This window comes from Streptomyces sp. NPDC090106, assembly GCF_044747265.1.
Lineage (GTDB): Bacteria > Actinomycetota > Actinomycetes > Streptomycetales > Streptomycetaceae > Streptomyces.
This window is the reverse complement of sequence record NZ_JBIVDS010000009.1, coordinates 165,828-189,220: the sequence shown is the minus strand read 5'-3', so window position 1 is coordinate 189,220 and position 23,393 is coordinate 165,828. Positions and strand designations below refer to the sequence as shown.

21 protein-coding genes are annotated in these 23,393 nt (G+C 72.0%); 13 read left to right on the top strand and 8 right to left on the bottom strand.

The features are described 5' to 3' along the window. Positions 1-112: 112 nt before the first annotated feature. Positions 113-1,336 (top strand): saccharopine dehydrogenase family protein, encoded by a 1,224-nt coding sequence (locus ACIPSE_RS28310; RefSeq protein WP_401667621.1) that lies wholly within the window; start codon positions 113-115, stop codon positions 1,334-1,336. Between the two features lie 12 nt (positions 1,337-1,348). Here the strand turns inward: ACIPSE_RS28310 and ACIPSE_RS28305 are convergent, their stop codons facing one another. Beyond that, positions 1,349-2,539, bottom strand: a complete 1,191-nt coding sequence (locus ACIPSE_RS28305) for a hypothetical protein (RefSeq protein ID WP_401667619.1) — start codon at positions 2,537-2,539, stop codon at positions 1,349-1,351. A gap of 160 nt (positions 2,540-2,699) precedes the next feature. On the opposite strand from ACIPSE_RS28305, the gene ACIPSE_RS28300 reads away from it, so the two are divergent. The 3 genes from ACIPSE_RS28300 (at position 2,700) to ACIPSE_RS28290 (ending at position 4,369) form a co-directional block, all read left to right on the top strand. Beyond that, the gene (locus ACIPSE_RS28300; protein WP_401667617.1) at positions 2,700-3,287 is read left to right on the top strand and encodes a S1 RNA-binding domain-containing protein; all 588 of its coding nucleotides are present in this window, start codon (positions 2,700-2,702) and stop codon (positions 3,285-3,287) included. Between the two features lie 125 nt (positions 3,288-3,412). Further along, complete coding sequence (locus ACIPSE_RS28295) at positions 3,413-3,853, top strand: hypothetical protein (protein WP_401667615.1); 441 nt, start codon at positions 3,413-3,415, stop codon at positions 3,851-3,853. A 39-nt stretch (positions 3,854-3,892) separates the two neighbouring features. Then, positions 3,893-4,369, top strand: coding sequence for a hypothetical protein (locus ACIPSE_RS28290; RefSeq protein WP_401667612.1), 477 nt, complete (start codon positions 3,893-3,895; stop codon positions 4,367-4,369). A gap of 226 nt (positions 4,370-4,595) precedes the next feature. Here ACIPSE_RS28290 and ACIPSE_RS28285 read toward each other — a convergent pair whose 3' ends face one another. Next, a complete protein-coding gene (locus ACIPSE_RS28285) occupies positions 4,596-5,045 on the bottom strand; it encodes a MerR family transcriptional regulator (protein ID WP_401667610.1) in 450 nt (149 codons plus the stop codon). Between the two features lie 389 nt (positions 5,046-5,434). Here ACIPSE_RS28285 and ACIPSE_RS28280 point away from each other — a divergent pair, with 389 nt between their 5' ends. Beyond that, the gene (locus ACIPSE_RS28280) at positions 5,435-6,925 is read left to right on the top strand and encodes a SulP family inorganic anion transporter (protein WP_401667608.1); all 1,491 of its coding nucleotides are present in this window, start codon (positions 5,435-5,437) and stop codon (positions 6,923-6,925) included. A gap of 21 nt (positions 6,926-6,946) precedes the next feature. Here ACIPSE_RS28280 and ACIPSE_RS28275 read toward each other — a convergent pair whose 3' ends face one another. After that, positions 6,947-7,807, bottom strand: a complete 861-nt coding sequence (locus ACIPSE_RS28275; protein WP_401667606.1) for an SDR family NAD(P)-dependent oxidoreductase — start codon at positions 7,805-7,807, stop codon at positions 6,947-6,949. Between the two features lie 56 nt (positions 7,808-7,863). Here ACIPSE_RS28275 and ACIPSE_RS28270 point away from each other — a divergent pair, with 56 nt between their 5' ends. The 5 genes from ACIPSE_RS28270 to ACIPSE_RS28250 all read left to right on the top strand — a co-directional run bounded on the left by ACIPSE_RS28270 (position 7,864) and on the right by ACIPSE_RS28250 (position 12,423). After that, the gene (locus ACIPSE_RS28270) at positions 7,864-8,328 is read left to right on the top strand and encodes a MarR family winged helix-turn-helix transcriptional regulator (protein ID WP_401667604.1); all 465 of its coding nucleotides are present in this window, start codon (positions 7,864-7,866) and stop codon (positions 8,326-8,328) included. Positions 8,329-8,475: 147 nt separating this feature from the next. Next, positions 8,476-9,369 (top strand): DUF1963 domain-containing protein, encoded by an 894-nt coding sequence (locus ACIPSE_RS28265; protein WP_401667601.1) that lies wholly within the window; start codon positions 8,476-8,478, stop codon positions 9,367-9,369. Between the two features lie 98 nt (positions 9,370-9,467). Continuing rightward, complete coding sequence (locus tag ACIPSE_RS28260; RefSeq protein ID WP_401667599.1) at positions 9,468-10,310, top strand: maleylpyruvate isomerase family mycothiol-dependent enzyme; 843 nt, start codon at positions 9,468-9,470, stop codon at positions 10,308-10,310. Positions 10,311-10,480: 170 nt separating this feature from the next. After that, positions 10,481-11,377: a helix-turn-helix transcriptional regulator gene (locus ACIPSE_RS28255; protein WP_401667596.1), complete on the top strand. Its 897-nt coding sequence runs from the start codon at positions 10,481-10,483 to the stop codon at positions 11,375-11,377. A 26-nt stretch (positions 11,378-11,403) separates the two neighbouring features. Beyond that, entirely contained in the window at positions 11,404-12,423 is a 1,020-nt protein-coding gene (locus tag ACIPSE_RS28250) for an aldo/keto reductase (RefSeq protein WP_401667594.1), read from the top strand. A 50-nt stretch (positions 12,424-12,473) separates the two neighbouring features. On the opposite strand, the gene ACIPSE_RS28245 is transcribed toward ACIPSE_RS28250, so the two are convergent. The 4 genes from ACIPSE_RS28245 to ACIPSE_RS28230 all read right to left on the bottom strand — a co-directional run bounded on the left by ACIPSE_RS28245 (position 12,474) and on the right by ACIPSE_RS28230 (position 19,062). Beyond that, on the bottom strand, positions 12,474-14,801 hold the full coding sequence (locus ACIPSE_RS28245; RefSeq protein ID WP_401667592.1) for a tetratricopeptide repeat protein: 2,328 nt from the start codon (positions 14,799-14,801) through the stop codon (positions 12,474-12,476). Positions 14,802-14,974: 173 nt separating this feature from the next. After that, positions 14,975-15,865 (bottom strand): hypothetical protein, encoded by an 891-nt coding sequence (locus ACIPSE_RS28240; protein WP_401667589.1) that lies wholly within the window; start codon positions 15,863-15,865, stop codon positions 14,975-14,977. Between the two features lie 187 nt (positions 15,866-16,052). Further along, on the bottom strand, positions 16,053-18,557 hold the full coding sequence (locus ACIPSE_RS28235) for a Helicase associated domain protein (protein WP_401667586.1): 2,505 nt from the start codon (positions 18,555-18,557) through the stop codon (positions 16,053-16,055). 58 nt (positions 18,558-18,615) lie between these two features. Next, the gene (locus tag ACIPSE_RS28230) at positions 18,616-19,062 is read right to left on the bottom strand and encodes a MerR family transcriptional regulator (RefSeq protein WP_401667584.1); all 447 of its coding nucleotides are present in this window, start codon (positions 19,060-19,062) and stop codon (positions 18,616-18,618) included. 70 nt (positions 19,063-19,132) lie between these two features. On the opposite strand from ACIPSE_RS28230, the gene ACIPSE_RS28225 reads away from it, so the two are divergent. Further along, positions 19,133-20,383, top strand: a complete 1,251-nt coding sequence (locus tag ACIPSE_RS28225) for an MFS transporter (protein ID WP_401667581.1) — start codon at positions 19,133-19,135, stop codon at positions 20,381-20,383. 205 nt (positions 20,384-20,588) lie between these two features. Next, a complete protein-coding gene (locus tag ACIPSE_RS28220) occupies positions 20,589-20,960 on the top strand; it encodes a PRC-barrel domain containing protein (RefSeq protein WP_401667579.1) in 372 nt (123 codons plus the stop codon). Positions 20,961-21,140: 180 nt separating this feature from the next. Here ACIPSE_RS28220 and ACIPSE_RS28215 read toward each other — a convergent pair whose 3' ends face one another. Next, on the bottom strand, positions 21,141-22,049 hold the full coding sequence (locus tag ACIPSE_RS28215; protein WP_401667576.1) for a LysR family transcriptional regulator: 909 nt from the start codon (positions 22,047-22,049) through the stop codon (positions 21,141-21,143). Between the two features lie 92 nt (positions 22,050-22,141). Here ACIPSE_RS28215 and ACIPSE_RS28210 point away from each other — a divergent pair, with 92 nt between their 5' ends. Beyond that, a complete protein-coding gene (locus tag ACIPSE_RS28210; protein ID WP_401667573.1) occupies positions 22,142-23,326 on the top strand; it encodes a pyridoxal-phosphate dependent enzyme in 1,185 nt (394 codons plus the stop codon). The last annotated feature ends 67 nt before the right edge of the window (positions 23,327-23,393 follow it).

Sequence of the window (23,393 nt, the reverse complement as noted above, 5' to 3'; positions counted from 1 at the left end):
CGCTCCGCCCGACTCTTATGCCAACGCTGTAGACCTTAACCGCGGAGGTCGTGTTGCATCGGGACATGCCCGGCCGTGACCCGGGACGGAAACGACGAAAAGGGTGTGTGAGATGCGTGTCCTCCTCGTGGGTGCGGGCGGTGTCGGAACCGCCGTCACCCGGATCGCGGCCCGCCGCGGCTTCCTGGACCACATGGTCGTCGGCGACTACGACCTCACCCGCGCCGAAGCCGCCGTCGCCGCGCTCACCGACGCCGAGGGCCGCTTCAGCGCGCTGCGCCTGGACGCCTCCGACGAGGAAGCGGTACGCGACGCCCTTCTCTCGCAGCGGTGCGACGTGCTGCTCAACGCGACGGACCCGCGCTTCGTGATGCCGCTGTTCCGGGCCGCGCTCGCCGCGGGCACGCACTACCTGGACATGGCGATGTCCCTGTCCGTGCCGCATGCCACCACCCCGTACGAGCGGTGCGGGGTCAAGCTCGGCGACGAGCAGTTCGCCCGCGCCGAGGACTGGCGCGGCGCGGACCGCCTGGCCCTGGTCGGCATGGGCGTCGAGCCGGGCCTCTCGGACGTCTTCGCCCGGTACGCGGCCGACGAGCTCTTCGACGACATCGAGGAACTCGGCGTCCGCGACGGCGCGAACCTCACCGTCGAGGGCTACGACTTCGCCCCCTCCTTCAGCATCTGGACCACCATCGAGGAGTGCCTCAACCCGCCGGTGGTCTACGAGAAGGGCCGCGGCTGGTTCACCACCGCTCCGTTCAGCGAGCCCGAGGTCTTCGACTTCCCCGAGGGCATCGGCCCGGTGGAGTGCGTGAACGTCGAGCACGAGGAGGTGCTGCTGATGCCCCGCTGGGTGGACGCGCGCCGGGTGACGTTCAAGTACGGCCTCGGCGACGACTTCATCGCCAAGCTCAAGACGCTCCACGCGCTGGGCCTCGACTCCACGGCGAAGGTCACCGTCCCCGGCGCCGACGGTCCGGTCCAGGTCTCCCCGCGGGACGTGGTCGCCGCCTGTCTGCCCGACCCGGCCTCGCTCGGCGACCGGATGACGGGCAAGACCTGCGCGGGCACCTGGGTGAAGGGAACCAAGGACGGTGCCCCGCGCGAGGTGTACCTCTACCACGTCGTCGACAACGAGTGGTCGATGCGCGAGTACGGCTCCCAGGCCGTGGTCTGGCAGACGGCGATCAACCCGGTGATCGCCCTCGAACTGATCGCCGCCGGCACGTGGAAGGGGAGCGGCGTCCTGGGCCCCGAGGCCCTTCCGCCCCGCCCCTTCCTCGACCTGCTCACCGAGTACGGGTCGCCCTGGGGACTGCGCGAGGAGCGCTGACCGGGCCGGTCGTCAGCCCTGGTTCCGGGTCCGGCGCCGCACGAGCACGACGGTGCCGGCACCCGTGGCGACGGCCGCGGCGGCCACGCCCGTCAGCGCCGGTGCCGAGGACCCGCTCTCCGCCAGGGTGTCGCCCTGCGGCGTCGCCCCGCCGCCGTCCACCGGCGACGAACCGCCGGAGCCGCCGGAGGCACCGGCCGGGTCGCTCGGCGAGGCGGTCGGGTCCGCACCCGTGACGTCCAGGGCGATGACCGCCTTGTCGTTGCTCGCGTCGGGGTCGGCCGGCCGGGCCTCACCGCCCAGCGTCACGGAGCCCTTCGCCCCCGTCACCTTCTTGTCGATCCTCAACCGGAAGGCGTAGGTCTGGCCGCCGTCCTCGTGCAGCGCGCTCTGGCCCATGCCGCACTTGTAGCTCTCGCCCTTGGCCTTGCAGAACGCGCCGGCCTTGACCACCGACGTTCCGGCGGGCGGCGTGACCAGGACGCTGACGGTCGGCACGTCCAGCCTCGCCATGACCCAGGCGGGCCCGGCGTTGGTGAACTCCACCTTCATCGGCACCGTCTCCCCGACGCTGCCCGTCAGCGCGGCTCCGGTCACCTGGAAGTCGGCCGTGTTGACGGAGGCCACGGGGACGTCGACGACCCACGTGGACCCCACGTCCCCGCCCGGACGCTCGACCAGCTTCACCGCGGGGGCGGTGCCCGCCACCGGATCGGTGCCGTTGTCGTCCACCCCCGGATCGTTCTCCCCGACGCGCAGGCGCAGCTCGTCGTCGTACGCCCGGTCCAGCGCCTTCACCCGGAGCGGCGTCTCGGGCGTGTAGACGGCACCCGGCTCCACCACCTGGTCGAACTCGCACGCCATGGTCCACCGCTCGGGCATCTCGTCATAGGCCCGCACCTGCTGCGTACGGCAGTTGGAGGGGACCTCCGCGAAGTCGAGCCCTCGCGTCACGGCGTAGTAGATCCACACCTTCTCGGCCGCCGCGGTGCCCTTGTTCGCCACGGTGACCGGCGCCGCGAAGCTGCTCCCCGGCTCCAGCCCGTCGACCGGGCCGACGCCTCCGACGACCAGCTCGGGCGCGGCCTCCTCGGCGAACGCGGCGGGAGCGGCGGCCACCGCGACCAGACCGACAGCACCGAGAACGGCACCTGCGGCGCCTGCGGCACGACGGGTGCGACGGTTGTGCGGGAACTTCGGCATGGCGAGAACCTCTGTGAGAACACGGGTGAACGGACGATGTCTTCCGAAAAACAACTTGCCGCTCCCTAGACTCCCGCCACCCCCGAACGGTTGCCCCCCACGTCCCGGCAGTCTGCCCGCCCCTCCTCCCCGCCACGGCTCCGCGTGAAAGGCTGACACCATGCTGGGCGGACGGACCGGGCACCCGGAGCTCTGGACATTCCTGGAATCGCTGCACGACGGCGAGATCCTCGCCGGCACCGTCGCGGGGATCGAGCGGTTCGGCGTGTTCGTCGCGCTGGACGAGGGCCCCGATCATCCGGTCTTCCCCGGCGTCGGCTTCATCACGATCCCCGAACTGTCCTGGCACCGCATCGAAGCGGCTTCCGACGTCGTGCGGGTCGGACAGCGGGTCGCGTGCGAGTTCCTTCAGTTCGACACCTGGAACCTGGAGGCAAGACTGTCCTTGCGGGCGATGCGGCCGGATCCTTTCCAGTCGTTCGCCGACGGCACCGAGGTGGGCCGGACATTGTGCGGGCCGGTCACCAAGCTGGTCCCGTTCGGCGTCTTCGTACAGGTCGCCGAGGGAATCGAGGGGCTGGTCCACCTGGGCGAGCTGAGCTGGACACCCGTGCGGACTCCGTCGGACGCGGTCCGGGTCGGCGACCGGATCACGGTCGTCGTCACCGGGATCGACCGGGACCAGCGCAGGGTGCGCCTCTCCGCGCGACGGGCCTCTCCCGAGCGTCGCGAGCCCCAACAGCACTAGTCTTGGGGCCAGTTGGGGGAGAGGCGTGGCCGCGCGCGAGCGGTGGTGCGGTGGTCGGACGAGGCCGAGCGCGCACCGGACCACCCGCCTCCACGCTCGTCAGCGCTATCCCGGGAGAGACCCGCGTGTCCGAAGACCTGGTCAAGGTATACGTCCGTCAGTGGCTCAGCTCCAACGAAGAGAGATTGGACGCCTACGACAAGGCCATGGCTGACCTGGCGGCCGAGGGGAAGACCGTCGTCGCCATGGGGCAGATCGGCTTCCACGGCGACGACGGCAAAGCGGACTGGGAGGTCCGCGAGCAGCGCACGGGCCGGTTGCTGGCGTCCTGCCACGACACCTACGACGGCTTCACCGCCGTCATGGCCGAGGCCGACCCCGACGGACGGTGGGTGAGCGTCGACCGGCTGCGCAAGCCGCCCGTGGCACCGGAGCCGATCCCGGGACTGCCCGAGAGTCTGTGCGAGGTGCTGGTCGAATGGCTGGAGAGCCACGCCGACCCCGATGAACTCGCCGACTGGCTCGACGAACCCGTCGAGGCGATGGAACGGCGGATGCGGGGCTGAGGACGGCGAGACCGTCCGGGTGATCGACCGCATGGCACCATGACCGCCATGGCGGGTCAGGTCTGGGTGTCACTCATATCGCTGGGCGGCGTCGTCCTCGGCGGGATGCTGTCCTATCTCGTGCAGCACAGGACGCAGCTGTCGGCGGAACGCGCCGAGCGGCAACGGCAGCGGGACGCCCTGTCCGAGGCCCGGCGCGCGGAACGGCTGGCCCTGCTGGAGCGGTTCATCGAGGTGGCGGCGGAGGCCGAACGCTCCGCCCTCACCCGGCCCGCCGAGTTCGACGACACCCACCCGTGGCACATCAGGACCCAGGACGTCATGAACAGGCTCTGGGTCGCCGAGCGGCTCGTCCGCGTCCAGTTCCCGCTGCCCGTGCACGACGCGGCACGCGCGTACTTCCTCGATCTGAACCGGACGGTGTGGGAAGGCCTGCCCGACGGCGAGAGCGTGCGGGACTACCTGGAGGACAACAGGCTGACGTTCCTCGACACGGCCAGGTCGGTCATGGACTGACCGACCTGGGTGCGGGCGTCACCCGTGCCCTGCTCCATCTCACCTCCGACGAGGCGTCCTTCGTCAGCGGCGCCGGATTCGTCATCGACGGCGGTCTCCTCCTGGCTCCCGCGGTCGAGTACGACGTGGCCTGAGGCGGTGGAAGGGGTGCGCCCTCTGCCCGGCACTTCCGCCCGCCGGGCACGCGACGACGCACCCGGCCCGGTGCCTGGCCGCCGGACGGACCCTAGGTGCGGGCGTCCGGTGTGTCGGGCTTCAGTCGGGCGTCCAGTGTGGCGGTGAAGTCCTCGGCTCGGGCCAGCTGGACGCGGAGCTTCTCCACCTGTTCGGCGGCTGCCTCCTGGTAGGTGCGGATGCGCTGGAGCAGGGCTTCGCGCTCGTCGGAGTCGAGCCCGGCGTCGCCGTCCGAGCCGTCGCCCGGAGCGGTACGGCCGACGGCGTCCAGGCGGTCGGTGGCGTCCAGCAGGTCCCGCATCTGGTCCAGGGAGAAGCCGAGGGGTTTCATCCGGCGGACGACCATGAGCCGGGCGACGTCGGTCTCGGTGTAGAGGCGGAAACCGCCCTGGGAACGGGCGGAGGGGGTGACCAGACCGGTGTCCTCGTAGTGCCGGATGGTGCGCAGGGAGAGCTCCGTCCGCGCGGCCACCTCGCCGATCTGCATGTGCTCGTCGTCCACGCCCGTGGGCCCTGGCCCTTCTCCTCAGGGAGGACCGCGTCCCGGCCGGCCTCGCCGATCTCTACCCTAACGTTAGGGTAGAGTTGCCGGTGGTGAGGGCGACGCGGGGTGTCCTCCTGCTGCTGAACCGGGACCGATGGCGTGCCCGGCGAAGCCCCGATTCTTGCAGGAGAGAGAGCGTGCGCGAACTGATGCCGCGGATCGCCGCCGCCTGCTCCCCGCCCGGCCGCCGAGTCCGCGCGCGCCGCCAAGCCGTTTGACCTCAGGCCCGTCCCTCGGGCTGCCCGCGGAGTGCCGGCCCGGCCTCCGAGCGTCCCGCACGCCCCCGGCCCGGCCGACGCGGTGTGCCCGAGCACGACAGGTACGCGACTCCCTTGTCTTCTGCCGCTGTGTCTCCCGCCGCCCGGCTGCGCGCTCTGCGTCCCGACTGGCTGGACGACCCGAAGGTCTGGCGCACCGAGGTCCTGGCCGGCCTGGTCGTCGCCCTTGCGCTGATCCCCGAGGCGATCTCGTTCTCGATCATCGCCGGGGTCGACCCGGCGATCGGCCTCTTCGCGTCGTTCACCATGGCCGTCACGATCTCCGTGGTCGGCGGACGCCGCGCCATGATCTCCGCCGCGACCGGCGCCGTCGCCCTCGTCATCGCGCCCCTGAACCGGGAACACGGCTTCGGGTACCTCGTGGCCGCCGTGATCCTGGCCGGCGTCTTCCAGGTGCTCCTGGGTGCGGTCGGGATCGCCAGGCTGATGCGGTTCGTGCCGCGCTCGGTGATGGTCGGTTTCGTCAACGCCCTCGCCATCCTGATCTTCATGGCCCAGGTGCCGGAGATGCACGACGTGCCGTGGCCGGTCTATCCGCTGATCGCCGCCGGGCTCGCGCTGATGGTCCTCTTCCCGAAGGTCACGAAGGTGATCCCGGCGCCGCTCGTCTCCATCGTCGTCCTCACCGTGATCACGGTCGCGGCCGGGATCGCGGTGCCGACCGTCGGCGACAAGGGCGCCCTGCCCTCCTCGCTGCCCACCCCCGGCCTGCCGGACGTGCCGTTCACCCTCGACACCCTCACCACCGTCGCCCCCTACGCGCTCGCCATGGCGCTGGTCGGCCTGATGGAGTCGCTGATGACGGCGAGGCTGGTCGACGACATCACCGACACCCGCTCGAACAAGACCCGCGAGTCCATCGGCCAGGGCATCGCCAACATCGTCACCGGCTTCCTCGGCGGCATGGGCGGCTGCGCCATGATCGGCCAGACCATGATCAACGTACGGGTGTCCGGCGCCCGGACCCGGCTGTCGACGTTCCTGGCGGGCGCGTTCCTGATGGTGCTGTGCATCGTCTTCGGACCGGTCGTCTCCGACATCCCGATGGCGGCGCTCGTCGCCGTGATGGTGATGGTGTGCTGCGCGACCTTCGACTGGCACTCCGTCGCGCCCGGGACGCTGAAGCGCATGCCGGCCGGGGAGATCACCGTCATGGTGCTCACCGTGGCCGTCGTGGTCGCCACCCACAACCTCGCCATCGGCGTCGTCGTCGGCAGCGTCACGGCCATGGTGATCTTCGCCAAGCGGGTCGCCCACCTCGCCGAGGTCACCGCGGTCACCGACCCCGACGGCACCCAGGTCGTCTACCGGGTCACCGGCGAACTGTTCTTCGCCTCCTCCAACGACCTGGTCACGCGGTTCGACTACGCGGGCGACCCCGGCAAGGTCGTCATCGACCTGTCCGCCACCCACATCTGGGACGCCTCCTCCGTCGCCGCCCTGGACGCGATCGAGAGCAAGTACGCCCAGCGGGGCAAGGTCGTCGAGATCATCGGCCTGAATCAGCCCAGCGCCCGGATCCACGAGAGGCTCAGCGGCGAACTCACCGGCAGCCACTAGGCGGCAGGGGCGGCGCGGGCCTCAGGCGTGCGCCGCCAGGAGCGCCACGGTCTCCTCCCACAGCTCCTTCTGCGCCGGCGGCGAGCTGTCGGGCTCGGGACACAGCAGCGGCCGGGCGTCCTGTACGGAGAGGTAGGCGCCGCTGGTGCGAGCGAGCGCCGGGTCGGTGGCGAGCCGCACGATGATCCCGGCGCCCTTGCGGGGGTCGCCGATCCGCAGGGCGCCCAGCACGCGTCGCAGCACCGCCGCGCCGGGCAGATCCCGGCCCAGGCCCGTCGCGTTGAAGCCGGGATCGCAGCAGTTCACCGTCACCTTGTCCGGGTCCAGACGGCGGGCCAGCTCCTGCGTCCACATGATCGTCATGAGCTTGGTGCGCCCGTACAGGGCCATCGACTCGCGGCGGGTGTAGGCGTCCGTACGCCGCAGATCCGCATGCGGTGCGATGCTCCCGGCCTGCCGGGACGCCTCGGAGGCCACGTTGACGACACGGGCCGGCGCCGAGGTGCCGAGCCTGTCCAGGAGCGCCTCGGTGAGCACGAACGGACCCAGGTAGTTCACCGCCGTCATCTCCGCGACCCCTTCGGCGGTGACGCGCTGCGCGAAGGCGTGCAGGCCGGCGTTGTTCACGAGGACGTCCAGGCGCGGGTAGTAGGCGGCGATCTCCTCACCGACGCGCCGCGCGTCGGACACGAGCCCCAGGTCGGCGTGGAACACGTCGAGGGGCTCGTCGGTCACGGCCCCGAGCTCGTCGGCGAGGGCCTCCGCCCTGTCGCGGGAGCGGGCCACGGTGCCGATGCGGTAGCCGCGCCGGGCCAGCTCGAAAGCGGCGACGCGGCCCAGTCCGGAGGTGGCTCCGGTGATCAGGGCGATGGGACGCTCCATGGCGCACTCTTTTCGTGAGGTACCTCATGATTACGTTGTGGGAGGATACCCGAACCATGGAGCAGCACGACGCGACAGCCGCCGCCGTTACACCTGAGCAGGTCGGACTGTCCTTCCTCACCCTCGCCCACACCCTGCGAGAACAGGTCGACCGGCACATGACGGCGACCGCGGGACTGTCCCTGTCCCGCACCAAGGTCCTCCAGGCGCTGGCCGCCCACGGCGCCCTGCACCAGGCCGAACTCGCCACCGTCCTCGGGCAGGCACCGCGCTCCGTCACCCAGATCCTGGAGGGCCTGGAGCGGCTCGGCATGGTCAGCCGGACGAGCCACGCCGAGGACCGCCGCCGTAAGAGCGTCGACCTGACGGACGTGGGCCGTACGGCCCTGGCGGCGGCGGAGGAGGCGGGGACCGGCGCGCTCCGGCGGTTCTTCGGCACGCTGACGGCCGAGCAGTTGACGGACCTCACCGGGCTGCTCACGCGGGTGGAGACCGTGTCGGAGGGCGGCGACACCGGCTGACCGCCGCGGCGCGGCGACACCGGAGGGCGGCGACGAGCGGGACCACGGACCTGATGGCGGTCCCGGCAGGCCGTACGGCTACTCTCGGCCACTGTGGCCGCCGGGTGTGGCCCGGTTGACGTCCTGGTCTGTGAGGAGCGCCTTCCCATGGCTCGTACCACCCCGCCGCGTCCGCTCGATGTCGAGGCGCTGTTTCCGGAGTTGACGAGCCATCGGAAGACCGCCGTTCGTCTGCATCCGCGTCCCGGTGAGCCGACCGCGCGGGAGAGCTCCCTGGGCGGGCCCGTGCTGTGGCCGCTCTCGGAGCCCTGGCCCCACTGCGAGGACGACCATCCGGACACGGCGTTCTCCCCGCCCGGGCCGGGTCCGGTCCCGCTCGTCCCGGTCCTCCAGCTCTTCTCGGCCGACGTGCCGGAACTGCCCTTTCCCGGCGCCGCCGATCTGCTGCACGTGCTCTGGTGTCCCTTCGACCACGACGAGGGCTACGTTCCCCGCCCCGAGATCCACTGGCGCGACAGCTCCCGGGACGACCTGCGGCCGGCCGATCCGCCCCGCCCGGCCGGCGCCGACGACGACTACCTTCCGAACCCGTGCGTCCTGCACCCCGAACGCGTCACCGACTACCCGAACTGGGACCTCCCGGACGAGGTCGCCGAGACGCTGGAACCCAGGTTCGAGCAGGTGGAGGAGGAGACGGGCTGGTCCTACTGGTCCCATCTTTCCGTGTCCGACGGCATCAAGGTCGGCGGATACCCGACCTGGACACAGGACCCCGACTGGCCGACCTGCCCCGCGTGCGACGCGCGCATGGAGCACCTCCTGACCGTCAACAGCTCCGAGTTCGACGGCGAGAGCTGGCGCACCTGGCTGCCCGTGGAGGACACCCCGGCCACGGGGACCATCTGGGATCTGCCTTACGAACAGCGCACCGAGATCCAGAGTCCTCCCGGGCTCATGCTCGGTGACATGGGCGGCATCTACCTTTTCACCTGCACCGACTGCCCCGACAGGCCCTTCGCCCACCGCTCGGACTGCTCGTGACCCGCCCCCGGACCCGCCCCCGGACCCGGCCGACGACGGCGCGCGCGGCCGGCCGTATTCGATAGCCGTCCACGGCTGCCGGCTGCCAGGCTGTGGCCATGAGCACCCGGTCCAGCGGCGTACCCGGCACCTCTTGGCTGGGGAGCCCGATCGACGCGCGTGCCCTGTTCGGCCCGGAAGCCGACGCGCTGCTCGGCACGCTGCGTGCTCTGACCGCCGCCGACTGGCACCGGACGGCAGCCGGGCACTGGACGGTGCACGCCGTCGCCGCCCATCTCCTCGGCGACCACCTGGGGCGCCTCGGACACGACCACCGCAACTCCCGCGCCGAGGGTGAGACGGTCGAGGCGTTCATCCACCGCACGAACCAGGAATGGGTCGACCTGCACGCGGACGACAGCCCCGCCTCCCTCGTCGACGCCCTGGCGGCGACGGGCACGCGGCTCGCCCGGCGATTCTCCGCGGCCGACCTCGACGCCGCCGCCGTAGGCGTCTCGTGGGCGGGCGTCGACCCGGCACCGGCCTGGCTGGACATCGCCCGGGAGTTCACCGAGCACTGGACCCATCGCCAGCAGATCCGCCACGCCGTAGGCCGCGGGACCGACCAGGAGCCCCGCGCCCTGACCGTGGTCCTCGACACGTTCCTGCGGGCCCTGCCCCACACCCTCCGGCACACGCCGGCACCCACCGGGACCCAGATCCGGGTGACGGCCGAGGGCCCTGCCGGAGGCACCTGGACGGCGACCGCCAAGGACGACCGGTGGTCCTTGGCCGAGGCGCCGAGCGGCCGTCCGGCGGCGGTCGTGCTCATGGACACGGAGACCGCCTGGCGGCCGGCCGTACGGAGCATCGCCCCGGCGGACGCCCTGGCCCGCGCCCGCGTGCGGGGAGACCGACGACTCGCCGAAGCCGTGTGCCGGATCGTGTCCGTCGTCCGCTGACAGCCGGAACCGCGCAGGTCCGCCCGGGTGGGAGCACCGGGGGCACCGCTCTTCCAGGTACTGGCAGTACCTCGCAGGTCCGCGCGGGCCGACCTACGGTGGAGGAGCCGGGACAGTACGCAGGCCGGTCCGGTGGAGCTGTGCCCGTGTCGGCGGGGAGGAGTGCGAGCGTGTCCGGAAAGAACCGTGAGGACGTGGCGGGCGAGGTGCGTGAGTTCCTCGGTACCCGGCGGGCCCGGATCACTCCCGAGCAGGCGGGGCTGCCGGTCTACGGCGGCAATCGCCGGGTGGCGGGTCTGCGGCGGGAGGAGGTGGCCCTGCTCGCGGGGATGAGCGTGGACTACTACGTCCGTCTGGAGCGCGGCAATCTCGGCGGTGCCTCCGACTCCGTCCTGGAGGCGCTGGCCCACGCCCTCCAGCTCAACGAGGCCGAACGTACCCACCTCTACGACCTCGCCCGTGCCTCGACCCCGGTCGGACGGCGTCCCGCGGTGACCGCCTCGCGGGTGCGGCCCACGATCCTGCGGCTGCTCGACTCGATGACCGGTGTCCCCGCGTTCGTGCGCAACGCCCGCTTCGACATCGTGGCCGCCAACCTGCTGGGCCGGGCGTTGTACGCGCCGCTCTTCGACTCGCCCCTCTTCGCCCAGCGCGGGCCGGTCAACAGTGCGCGTTTCCTGTTCCTGGACCCCGCGGCCCAGGACTTCTGGGTCGACTGGGACAAAGGGGCGGACGACGCCGTGGCCTTCCTGCGCATCGAGACGGGCCGCACGCCGCACGACAGGGCGCTCACCGACCTTGTCGGCGAACTGACCACCAAGAGCGGGGAGTTCGCCCGCCGCTGGGCCCGCCACGACGTGAAGTTCCACCGCTCCGGCGTCAAGAACCTCCACCATCCCCTGGTCGGCACCCTCGCCCTGCCCTACGAGGCGATGGAGCTGCCGTCCGACCCCGGCCTGCGCCTCAACTTCTACACCCCCGAACCGGACTCCCCGGCGCGAGAGGCACTGGACCTCCTCGCCGTCTGGACGACGGACGACACGGCCGTCCGCACGGGGAACGGCTGACCCCACGAACCAGGAGAACCCCTTCCATGCAGTACCGACCGCTCGGCCGCACCGGAGTCCACGTCAGCCCGCTCTGCCTCGGCGCCATGATGTTCGGGCCCTGGGGCAACGAGGACGAGGCCGACTCGATCCGGATCGTCCACCGCGCCCTCGACGCGGGCATCAACGTCGTCGACACCGCCGACGTGTACTCCGCGGGCGTCTCCGAGGAGATCGTCGGCAAGGCCCTCAAGGACCGCCGCGACGACGTCTTCCTCGCGACGAAGTTCTTCATGCCCATGGACCCCGACGACCCCAACCGGCGTGGCGGCTCCAGGCGCTGGATCATCCGCGAGGTCGAGAACTCCCTGCGCCGCCTGGGCACCGACCACATCGACCTCTACCAGGTCCACCGCCCCAGCCCCGACACCGACGTCGCCGAGACCCTCGGGGCCCTCTCCGACCTCGTCCACCAGGGCAAGGTCCGCTACATCGGCTCCTCGTCGTACAGCGGCTCGCAGATCGTCGAGGCCCAGTGGACCTCGCGGGAACGGCACCTGGAGCGGTTCGTCACCGAGCAGCCGCCGTACTCGATCCTGGTCCGCGGCATCGAGGAGGACGTCCTGCCCACCGCGCGCCGCCACGGCATGGGCACCCTCACCTACAGCCCCCTGTCCGGTGGCTGGCTGTCGGGCCGCTACCGCAGGCACGCCACCGAAGGCCCCGCCTCCGCGGCCCGCCCCCAGGCCCGCTTCGACATGAGCACGCCCGCCAACCAGCGCAAGCTCGACGCCGTCGAACAACTCGCCGTCCTCGCCGAGAAGACCGGCCTCACCCTGATCGAGCTGGCCGTCGCCTTCGTCGTCAACCATCCCGGAGTCACCTCGGCGATCATCGGACCGCGCACCATGGAGCAGCTGGAGGCGTTCCTGCCGGCCGCCGACGTCACCCTCTCCACCGAGGTGCTGGACGCGATCGACGACATCGTCGCCCCCGGAGTCACCGTCAACCCCGTCGACAACAGCTACGGCGACTTCGACCTCCGGCCGGACCGGCGCCGCCGCTGAGCGACCAGCGACCTGACAGCGGCCCGAGCCGTCCTCGGGTACCGGTCGGATCACCAGGAAGGCGCGTGGTGGACCCAGATCCCGTCGTCCGGCCGCTCCGACCGGGCTCGTGTGTCCACGGTGAGTTCGTGATCCGGGCCGAGCGCGGCCTCGCAGTCGGCGAGCAGCGCGCGGAACGCGGCGACGGCCTCGGTGCGCTGCCCCAAATGGGCCGTCCACAGGGCGTGTTGATGTCGAGCGGCCAGTGTGAGGACGTCGTCGGGGCCGAGCGCCCGTGCCGTGTCCTGGACGAGCGGGACGACGAGGCGCAGCGCCTCCGCGTGGTGACCGGCGGCGCCCGTCTGCCCCGCGTGCTGGAGGCGGATCGCGAACGTCATCGGATGATCGTCACCGTAGGCCACTCTCCGGGCCTCGATCACCTCCGCCAACACGTCCAGCGCGGCCTCCTCCTCGCCGGTCCGGCGCAGGACGTGGGCGAGGTTCCAGCGGGCGTCCCGGGCAAGTCCCGCGTAGGGGCCGAGGGCCAGTTGCGCATCGTCGGTCAACTCGCGCCACAGGCGCACGGCGTGTTCGGGACGACCGCCGGGCATCGTCCACACCGCGACCTCGAAACGACAGCTCAGAGTGGTGGGGTGTGTCGCCCCGAGGGCGCGCACGGCACGCTCTTCGGCGGCGAGAGCCAGGGCCAGCGCTTCCTCGGGACGATCAGAACGGCCGGTCCAGCGGGCCCGGCTCAGCGCCGTCTCCAGTGTCTCCGGGTGATCCTCGCCGTACCGGTGTGCCGCCTCCTCGTGCAGCGCCGTGGCCAGGGCGAGGGCCTCGCCCGGTTCTCCGGCCGCCCCGCTCCACCACGCCAGCGACGACCGCAGGACGAACAGCACGTCGCCATCGGCGTCCGGCGGCGCGGACTCGAGAGCGGTGCGCAACACCCGACAGGCCTCGTCGAAGCGCAGCGCCTCGCCGAGTACGTGCGCCAGCCCCACCGCCGCCGTCCGCACACCGAGTTCCCGGGCACGTCGGAAGGCGTCCTGGGCGATCGCGGGCTCGGCCCGGCTCAGCGCCGCCCAGCCCAGGTCCTCGCACAACGCGGGATCCGCCGCGGAGATCAGCCGGCTCCAGGTGCTGTCCAGGATCGGCGTGCGTCCGGATGCGGTGTCGATGGCGTCGGCGAGGTAGTCGAAGACGTCGTGGTGGTCCACCGCGGTGGGGTGGGGGAGCAGCAGGCCGCTCGTGGCGAAGAACGGTGTCGTCGCCCAGCGGAGCGCCGCGTCCCAGCTCTCGGGGTGGAGCACGGGGCCGCCCCGGGCGGTGAGATGGTCCTCGTGGAGTTCCCGGAGCAGCGTCACGGGCAGGGGCCGGTGCCAGCCCGCACGCCGTGCCTCCACGGCCGCGGCGACCAGCGCGGCCCCGCGCACGTGCTCGCCCTCCGGCGCCCAGGCGTCCTGCCAGGCGGCGAACAGTTGGGGACCGGCGGCCAGGAACTCGGCGACGCCGTATCGTTCGGCGCTGTCCACGGCCCGGGCCACGCGCTCGTCCTGCTCTCCCCGCTCCCGCGCCCGGGCCAACTCCCCCTGTGTCCAACGCCGATCCAGCCGTATCTCGTGCGCCCTGGTCAGGATGTGCCGCCCGGCGCCCGGGCCGAGCGCGCCGTCCCCGCTCTCCGGCATCCCCTCGGTCCGTACGTCCATGAAGCGGGCACGTACGTGGGCCCTGATCGTGGCCACGACGAACACGCCGTCACGGCCGGTGAGTTCGCGCAGCAGGCGTGGCGTCAGACCGCCGGTGCCCAAGTACCGTTCGACGTCGTCCAGCCAGACGACACAACGGTCCAGCCGCCGTGACGCGGTCACCGCCGTCGTGACCGATCCCGGTTCGGTGTGATCAGGGACGAGGAGAGTCGCGTCGGCGAGGACCGCTCTCACCGCTTCGAAGGCCGCCCGGGACTTGCCCGCCGTCGACTCGCCGACAACGAGCACGAACCGGTGCATGCGCAGAGCCTGTTCGATCTCGGCGCTGCGATCGCGCCTGACGAAGGGCGGCAGTCGGGTGCCGCCGGATCCGGAGTGCGCCGACCCTGGCGCGGGCGCGGCCGGATGGACGCCGATCTCGACCAGGTCCCGGACATCCGTGACGCGCGGCGGCTTCCCGCGGTCGTCCACCAGGAGTCGGCTCCTGACGTCCGTGTTCTGCCGGACCGTCTGCTCGACAAGGAGTTGCCCGCGCTGCGTCAGCACCGCGCCCACGGCGGCCCCGGCCGCGACCGCCGCTCCACCCACCACCCCCGGCAGCAGCCGGGACACCCACGACAGTGCCGACACGCCGATGGCCACAGCGACCACCAGCCACCAACCGCCCTGCCGACCGCCCCCACCCCTCATGACCGCATGAGAGCACCCGCCGTGAGCCGACGGCCACCGATCCTTCGAACCTCGGCGTCACACGGAGCACGGACCCGCGAGATCGTCGGCCGATCCGTGCGCCTCCAGCCGGGCGCGGGAGGTCGCCGGGAGCGTGGTGCGGGCGCGCCGCGTGAAGTGCGCTGGGCGGCGGGCTACAGGCCCAAGTGGCGTAGCGTGACGGCGACATGACCTCGTAGGGAGCGGTCCCAGCCTTGGACGGCGCCGGGGACGGCGATCGAGTCGGCGTGGACGAGGAGGGTCAGCGCGGGGTCGGGCAGCCCGCCGGCCTGTCGGCGTGCCAGGGCGATCGCGGCGGTGACCCGCACCGGCTCGTGGGGTGAGGACAGACATGCGGTGAGGACAGCGAGTTCCTCGGCACCGAGATGCCCGGACAGATGGGCGAGCGCGAGGTTCGCCGACGCCCGAGCCTCGACGGTGTCGCGAGGTACGCCGGCCAGCGTGCCCGCGAGCCCCGGCAGCGGGGCGAACCAGACCAGCAGTGCCGCAGCCCGGGTCACCACGGCCGGGTCGGGATCGTCCAGCCACCGCAAGAAGGCCGCCGTGTGGTGCGAGGCCGCACGGTAGGCCCGGGCCGCCCAGAGCAGGGCGATGGCGTCGGCCGTGTCGGCGACGGCGTCGATGTCCGGGTCCTCCTCCTCGAAGAGCACCCGGAGCAGCGCGCCCTCGTCCGCCTGGCCCACACGGTCGGCCGGGGCGAAGGCGCGCGCGGGATGGAACGGCAGCTCGGTGTCGCTGCGACTGCCGACGGCGAGGGCGTGCAGGAGGTGGAGAAGGGTGCCCCGGTCCGGTGTCGCGGGTGTGTCGACGAGGTCGACGAGCGGGCCGACGACATGTGCGCTGGCGGGCCACCGTGTGCCCTGGTGGCAGACGCTGCCCGCGAGGGCCGACGTGGCGGCGAGACGGACGGCCGGGTCGGGGTCCGACAGGGCCGCCAGATGGTCCGGGACGTCCGACGCCCGGCCATAGGCGTCGTACAGGCCGGTCCAGTCGGTCGACCTCGACGTCGACGGCGGCAGGGTCACGGAACGAGAGCCTAACAACGACGTGACATGGAGCGAGAGCCTGGCGACGACGTGACATGGACGGAGAAGCCTGGCGACGACGTGAGACGAACCGCGAGTCTGACGGCCACGTGAGGCGAACCACGAGCCCGACGGCCACGTGAGACGAACCGCGAGCCCGACGGCCACGTGACACCGACTCGGTCCTCTATGTCCAGCGCATGCCGATGACGGAGAGCTGCTCCACCCGCTCGGGAGCGAGCGCCGCGGCTCTGCTGCGCTGGTTGTCGATCCACGCCCCGAGCTTGATCTCGCGCTCCGCCTGATCCTCGGCGATCCGTTCCACGTGCTTGCGCGGCACCCGCAGATGCCCCTCACGTTCGTAGAACTGGCGCGCCGCCCGGTAGTTCGCCGCCCATTTGTCGGCCTGGGTGCGGCGCGCGGGTGGCTTCTCGTGGTCGGCCGCGGGGGTGATGCCGAGGACTTGCTCGCACAGCCACCGCTGGACGGTGGTGAGGCCGCCGAAGCCGAGCCGCTGCGCCCTCACCCACCGCCCGAGGTCCTCGCCCTGGCGCAGGACGAGACCCGGCTCGGTCGGCAGCGAACCGGCCGCGTCCAGGTGGAGCCGCGTGAGGTGGAAGGCGCGCTGCCATTCCACCGGCCAGCCGGGACACCATGCGGGGTCGATGTCCTCCAGTCGCTCGCGCCGCTCGTCCGACAGGGCGCCCGCCGCCGACGGAACGGGCAGGCCCTCCGCCGACCGCCGCTGGATCTCGTCGGCCTTGCGGGCGGCGGCCCGCGCGTTCTTCAGCCAGATCCCCACCCGCAGGCCCTGGTAGGTGGCGTCCAGCGGGGCCAGCAGGTGCCCGTTCTCGGCTGCCCAGCCGCGGGCGGCTGCCAGGCCCTCCTCCCAGGCCACGTCGTAGTGCGACCAGACCATGCCCAGCTTCTCCAACTGCCGGACACGGTCCTCGTCCATGTCCCCGCGGGCGTGGAAGCGACGGGCGTCGGCGATCCACTGCCCCAGCGGGAAGTCACCCAGCGAGGCCGGCCACCCCGCCTCCACCGCCTCGGGCCCCTTCGGCACCCGGTACGTGAACGGCACCTTCAGGTCGTCGTGCGCGCGGGCGTAGAGGACGGCGGCCTCCACACCGCGCCGCCAGTGCGCGTGCTCCGGGTTGAGGACACGCAGGTTGATGAACGCGGCCAACTGCGCGGGGTCGCGCGGCGTGGAGAACCTCAGCAGCTTGCGCGCCGACGCCGACGGACCGGACTCCCCGCCCTCGCCCCGGACTTCGCGGGACCGGCCGTCCTCCGCGACCGGCTTGTACGCGCTGGGCGCCTGCTGTTCGGCGAGCTGCTCGACGACCCGGGCGTCATGCGCCCGCAGCGCCTCCAGCAGCCTCGCCAGCCCGCCGTACGCCCGGCTGGTGAGCATGGTGTCCGACGTCTCGCCCGGTCCGAGCAGCACCGGCACCACCAGGGAGGCGATCTTGCCCTCGTCGGGCCGCATGCGCAGGGCGCGGCCGACGGCCTGGACGAGGTCGGGCATGGAGCCGCGTACGTCGGCCCAGTAGACGGAGTCGCAGGTGCGGGTGTCGACGCCTTCGCCCAGCACCTTCACCGAACCGAGGAAGCTCCTGTCCACGACGGTGCCGTCGGAGGTGACGCCGTCGGTGAACTCCCCGAGGACCCGCTGCCGGTGGAGCGGCTTGTGCTCGCCGCACAGCCAGTCCGCCCAGATCGTCCGGGGATACGACTCCGGTGCGGACGCGTGCAGTTGCGTGGCCACGCCGGGCAGGCCGGCGGCGAACGCCTCGGCCTCCTTGACGACATGGTGGAAGACGAGCGTGCGCCGGAACGTCTCCTGGGCCGACGCCTTCACCAACGCGGTCTGGAGCGCCGCCAGTCGGGCCCCGCGCACCTCGTCCGAGCGTGCCTCGGCACCGAGCAGCTGTGCCGCCTGGAGCTGGGTGTCGGTGATGTCCAGGCACACCACCTGGTAGGGGGCGCAGATGCCCCGGTCGATCGCCTCGGACAGCGTCAGCGTGTGACAGCGGGCGCCGAACGGACCGCCGGGATCGTCGTCCATGGACGCGACCAGCTCACCCGGCGCACCACCCTGCCGCTCCTGCTCCTCGTCCAGCTGCCACAGCCGCGGCGTGGCGGTCATGTAGAGGCGGCGCAGGGAGGGGATGCGGGTGTTGTCGTGGACGACCGCCCAGGGCTTCCCGATCCGGCCCGACGTCCGGTGAGCCTCGTCGACCACGATCAGGTCCCACCCCGGGAGGCCGGCCCGGTGCGCCCGCTCCAACGTGCCGAGCCCGAGGGAGGCGTACGTGGCGAACACGGTGACCTTGTCGAACGGCCGCACCCAGGAGGCCAGTTCGGCCGGGTCCGTGGTGTTGGGGAAGGGCACCTCCCCGCCCCGCAGGGACGACACCCCGATCACCGGGCCCTTTCGCCCGCCCTCGCGCCACGCGGCCTCGGTCTGCGCCAGCAGGTCCAGCGAGGGAACGAGCACCAGCACACGGTCCGCGCGCAGCTCCTCGGCGCCGCGGGCGGCCACGAGGGTCTTGCCCGACCCGGTGGCCATGATCACCTGCGTCCGGAGCCCTTGCGGGGGCACGACGGACCCCGCGGGCAGTTCGAGGGCGCGCAGCACCGCGTCGACGGCTTCGCGCTGATGGGCCCGGAGGTCCTTCCCTGCCATGGAGACGTCTCCCGTCCGCTGTCCCCCGTCTCGCGCCGGTCGGCGCGACGAAGGCACACTAACCGGCGTCGGACGATCTCCGCGTACGGCGTCCCCGCGGCATGGGGTCGGTGCCACTGACCTGGTGCGGAGCACGTGCCGGTGCCCGGCACCGTGCGACCTCGCTCAGGTACTCGCTCATGGCGTCACGGTTGCGGACGAGCACGTCGATCCGCTCGGAGAGCCGGTCCCGCTCGGTGGCCAGGAGGGCGAGCATCTCCGGTGTCGCGTCGGGGAAGTGGATCGACCGCGGTGTGTCGAGGCAGGGGAGGATCTGCTTGATGATGCGAGTGGGAAGCCCCGCGTCGAGCAGACCACGGATCTGGTTGACCCGGTCCACAGAGCGGTCGTCGTACTCCCGGTACCCGTTCGCGCCGCGGTCGGGGACGATCAGCCCCTGCTCCTCGTAGTAGCGGAGCAGCCGACGGGACGCGCCGGTCCGTCGCGACAGTTCACCGATCCTCACATCCGCCGACGCTAGTCGGGACACCCCGGCTTGACCATCACACCTATGTGAACGTTTCACGATGCGGTGCATGACCGCCACGTCCTGCGACATCCAGCCCCGTGCGCGACAGACCGGCCTGCCATGGTCGGCGCTGCTGGCGCTGGGGACCGCCGCCTTCATCACGAGCTTGACCGAGACGCTGCCCGCCGGCGTGCTGCCCCAGATGTCCGCCTCGCTGGGCGTCGGCCCGGGCGCCACGGGGCAGGCCGTCACCGTCTACGCGGCCGGTACGGCGTCGACCGCGATCCCGCTCGCCAAGGCGACGGCGTCCGTTCCACGCAAGGCACTCCTGCTCGGCGCCATGGCCGTCTTCCTGGTGGCCAACACCCTCACTGCCGCCGCGCCGGGGTACGTCGTCCTGCTCGCCGCCCGCTTCCTCGCCGGAGTGGCCGCGGGCCTGGCCTGGGCGATCCTCGCCGGTCACGCCCGCCGTATCGCACCTCCCGGGCTGGAGGGCCGCGCGATCGCGGTGACGATGACCGGTATCCCGGTCGCCCTGTCCCTGGGAGTTCCGGCGGGCACGCTGATCGGCGAGCAGGTGGTATGGCGGGCGGCGTTCGCCGCCGTCTCCCTCGTCACCGTGGCCGTCATCGGCTGGATCGGAGTGTCCGTCCCAGGGGTGGGACAGCCCGGCACGGAACGGGGTGGGACCGGGCGACCGGGCACCACCGCGGCACCGGCGAAGCCGACCGTGCGGCAGACCCTGGCGGTGCCCGGTGTCGCGGCCGTCATGGCGACGGTGGCGACGTTCGTCCTCGGCCACACGATCGTCTACGCCTACATCGCCCCCTACCTGGAGCACGCGGGGCTCGGGCCGGCGACCGACGCGGTACTGCTTGCCTTCGGTGTGGCGTGTCTGGTCAGCATCTGGGGCGTCGGACGTCATGTCGACCGCCGACCGCGGACCCTGATGATCACCACCGCGCTGCTCTTCACCCTGGCCGCCACGGCACTCGCCCTCACCAGCGCGCAGCCGATCGTCTGGGGCGCCGCCGCGCTCTGGGGCCTCGGGTGGGGAGGAGTCCCGACCCTGCTGCAAACCGCCGCCGGACACGCCGGGACGCGGCACGGCACCGCCGTCGCCGACACCGCGCAAGCCATCCTCGTCACCCTCTGGAACGCCGCCATGGCCCTCGGCGGGATCATCGGCGGTCTGCTGCTCCAGGCCTCGGGCGTCACCGCGGTCGCCGCGTCGGGCGCCGCCCTCGGGGCCGTCAGCCTGCTCATCGTCACCGGGGCACGACATCACGCGTTCCCCCTCGCCCGGACGACGCCCTAGGGTCCCGGCCACCTGAATGTCCCCCGGCTCTCTCCGGTGCGGCCGTCGCACCGATCCGGCTCGAATTCGGTGCGTGTGGTCGCGGGTGATGGGCACTCGTCCCGCGGCGGCCAATGAGCCCGCCGCGTACGAAGTACGAAGTACATGAACGGAGGACCGGCGGATTTCCTCGCCGTCCTCCGGGTACTCGAGGAGTTGTTTTCGCGTGACTGAGAATGTGTGGAGTTACCGTTCGACCGCTGGTCGTCTGGCGGACGCCGACCTCACCGGCTACAAGGTCGAGGCGACGGACGGTGCCATCGGCAAGGTCGACAAGCACTCCGACGAGGTCGGTGACGCCTACCTGGTGGTCGACACCGGCGTGTGGATCTTCGGCAAGGAGGTCCTGCTCCCGGCGAGCACCGTCGACAGCATCGACCCGAACGAGGAGAAGGTCCACATCGGCCTCACCAAGCAACAGATCAAGGACGCACCGGAGTTCAACCGTGAGAAGCACCTGGGTGACCAGGGCTACCGCGCCGAACTCGGTACGTACTACGGCACCGGCGGCGCCCCGTTCGGCGGCCCGCACGCCTGACCGGGAGCGACCTTGTGCACGCAGGCCCCGGGACTCGCCGTCGAGTCCCGGGGCCTGCGGCGTGAACGGAGGAGCAGGGCCACGAGGCGGTCCGCGAAGCCTGACGCGCCCTGGCGAACGCTCTGTCGGCCCTTCCGGGCAGGGCCTCCCGCTCAGGACCTCCGGGGCAGGATTTCCCGCTCAGGCCCGCGCGGTCGCCGCGAAGGCCGCGCGGCAGGCCTCGATCGCGGGGTGGGCGGAGGCGTCACGTCTGCTCGCGGTCAGGATCCGGCGGGTGTGGGGACCGCCGGGGACGGTCACCAGCGCCACCTTGGGGTTCTGGGCCGCGTCGAGGAGGTCGGGGAGGATCGCCACGGCATGGCCGTCGGCCACGAGTTGCCGCTGGACGAGCAGGTCGTCGGTGGTGAAGCGGATGTCGGGTTCGAAGCCGGCCTCCCGGCACAGCGTGCGCAGCCAGTTGCGCGACGCACTGCCCAACGCCTCGGCGACCCACGGACGTTGGGCCACGACCTCCCAGACACCGCCGTCCCCGGCCGTGGTCGAGGCATCCGCGTCGGCGACCGGCAGCGCCAGGCGCAAGGGGTCCTGGAACAACTCCCGGTAGTCGATGTCGCTCTGCCGGGGAAGCGGCTGATGGCGGAACTCCTCGGCGATGACGAGGTCGTACTCGTGAGCCAGCATGCCGGGCAGCGCGATCTGCGGCTCGACCTGGAAGACCTCGACCCGGACACCGGGATGCCGGGCGTCCAGCGTGGTGAGGACCGGCGACAGCAGGCCGAGCAGGCCGGTCTGGAACGACGCGATCCGGACCGTGCCCGTCAGCTCGGTGAGCGACTGCGCCAGCGCGGCCTCGGCCGCTTCCAACTGCCGCAGCACGATCTCGGCGTGAGCCGCCAGCACGTCCGCCTGCGGAGTGAGCCGCACGCGACGGCCCGCGGGGACGAGGAGGGGGACCCCGACCTCGCTCTCGAGCTGGGACAACTGCTGGGAGATCGTCGAAGGGCTGTAGTTCAAGGCCTCGGCCACCGCGGTCAGGGTTCCACGGCGCTTCAGCTCCAGCAGCAGCCGGAGCCGGTGCACGTCGTACATCCCACTCCCACCCCGTTCTTTCGATACCGCCGAACGATTCAGTTGGCAAAAGATCACTTTACGTGATGTGTTGTGCCTGTCAGCGTTGCCGTATGACCACTTCTCCGCGTTCCGGGCGTTCCTGGCAGGCCAATCCGCTCGCCCGTGACTGGCGGTGCGCGCCACCGCCGGGCGATGCCGCGGCCTTCCACCGCGCGCTGCCGGCGTACCGGCCGACGCCCCTGCGCGAGGTTCCTCATCTGGCCGCCGAGTGGGGAGTGCGGCGTGTGGTCGTCAAGGACGAGTCCGCGCGACTCGGCCTGCCCGCGTTCAAGGCCCTCGGCGTCTTCTACGCGGTCTCCCGGGTGATCCAGGACAGGATCGGCCCCGACAAGCCCGCACACGGCCCCGACGTACCCGTACACGGCCCCGACGTACCCGCACACGGCCTCGACGTACCCGTACACGGCCTCGACTCCCTTCGCGAGGCCGCGGCCGCCGGCGGCCCGCTCGCACTGGTCACCGCCACCGACGGCAACCACGGGCGCGCCCTCGCGCACATGGCCGCTCGGCTGGACGTCCCCGCCGTCGTGTTCGTCCCGGACGTGGTCGACGCGACGGCGATCGAGGCGATCCGCTCCGAGGGAGCCGAGGTCGTCGTCGTACCGGAGGACTACGACAGGACGGTGGCCCTGGCGGCGGCCCACGCCGCCGGGCGGCCGGAGGCGGTGCTGGTGCAGGACACGGCCTGGCCCGGCTACGAGACCGTCCCGCAGTACATCGTGGACGGCTACTCGACGATGTTCACCGAGATCGATGCTCAACTGGGCGAGGGAGAAGCCTCGTTGGTCGTCACCCCGATGGGCGTCGGCTCGCTCGCCCAAGCGGTGATCACCCACTGCAAGAGCCGGACCCGGCCCGTCGCCGTGCTCGGCGTCGAACCGGACACCGCGGCGTGCGTGCTGGCGGGCGTGCGGGCCGGAACCCCGGTCAGCGTCCCGACCGGGGCGACGATCATGGCCGGGCTGAACTGCGGTACGCCGTCCGCCCTCGCCTGGCCGTTCCTGAGGGACGGGCTGGACGCCGTCACCACGGTGTCCGACCCCGAGGCCGCCGCCGCGGTGACCGAGCTGGCCGCTCACGGCGTCCCGGCCGGCCCGTGCGGCGCCGCCTGCGTACCCGCCGTGCGGTCCCTTCTCGGTGAGCCCGAGGGCCGCGAAACGCTCGGCCTGACCCCGGAGTCGGTGATCGTCCTGCTGAGCACCGAAGGGGCACGGTCCGCCACCGCGTCCGCATGAGCGGGGCGCGCCGGTAACCGTCATTCGCCCAGCAGCAGTTCCCTTCCGCCCTTCCTGAAAGGCCCCT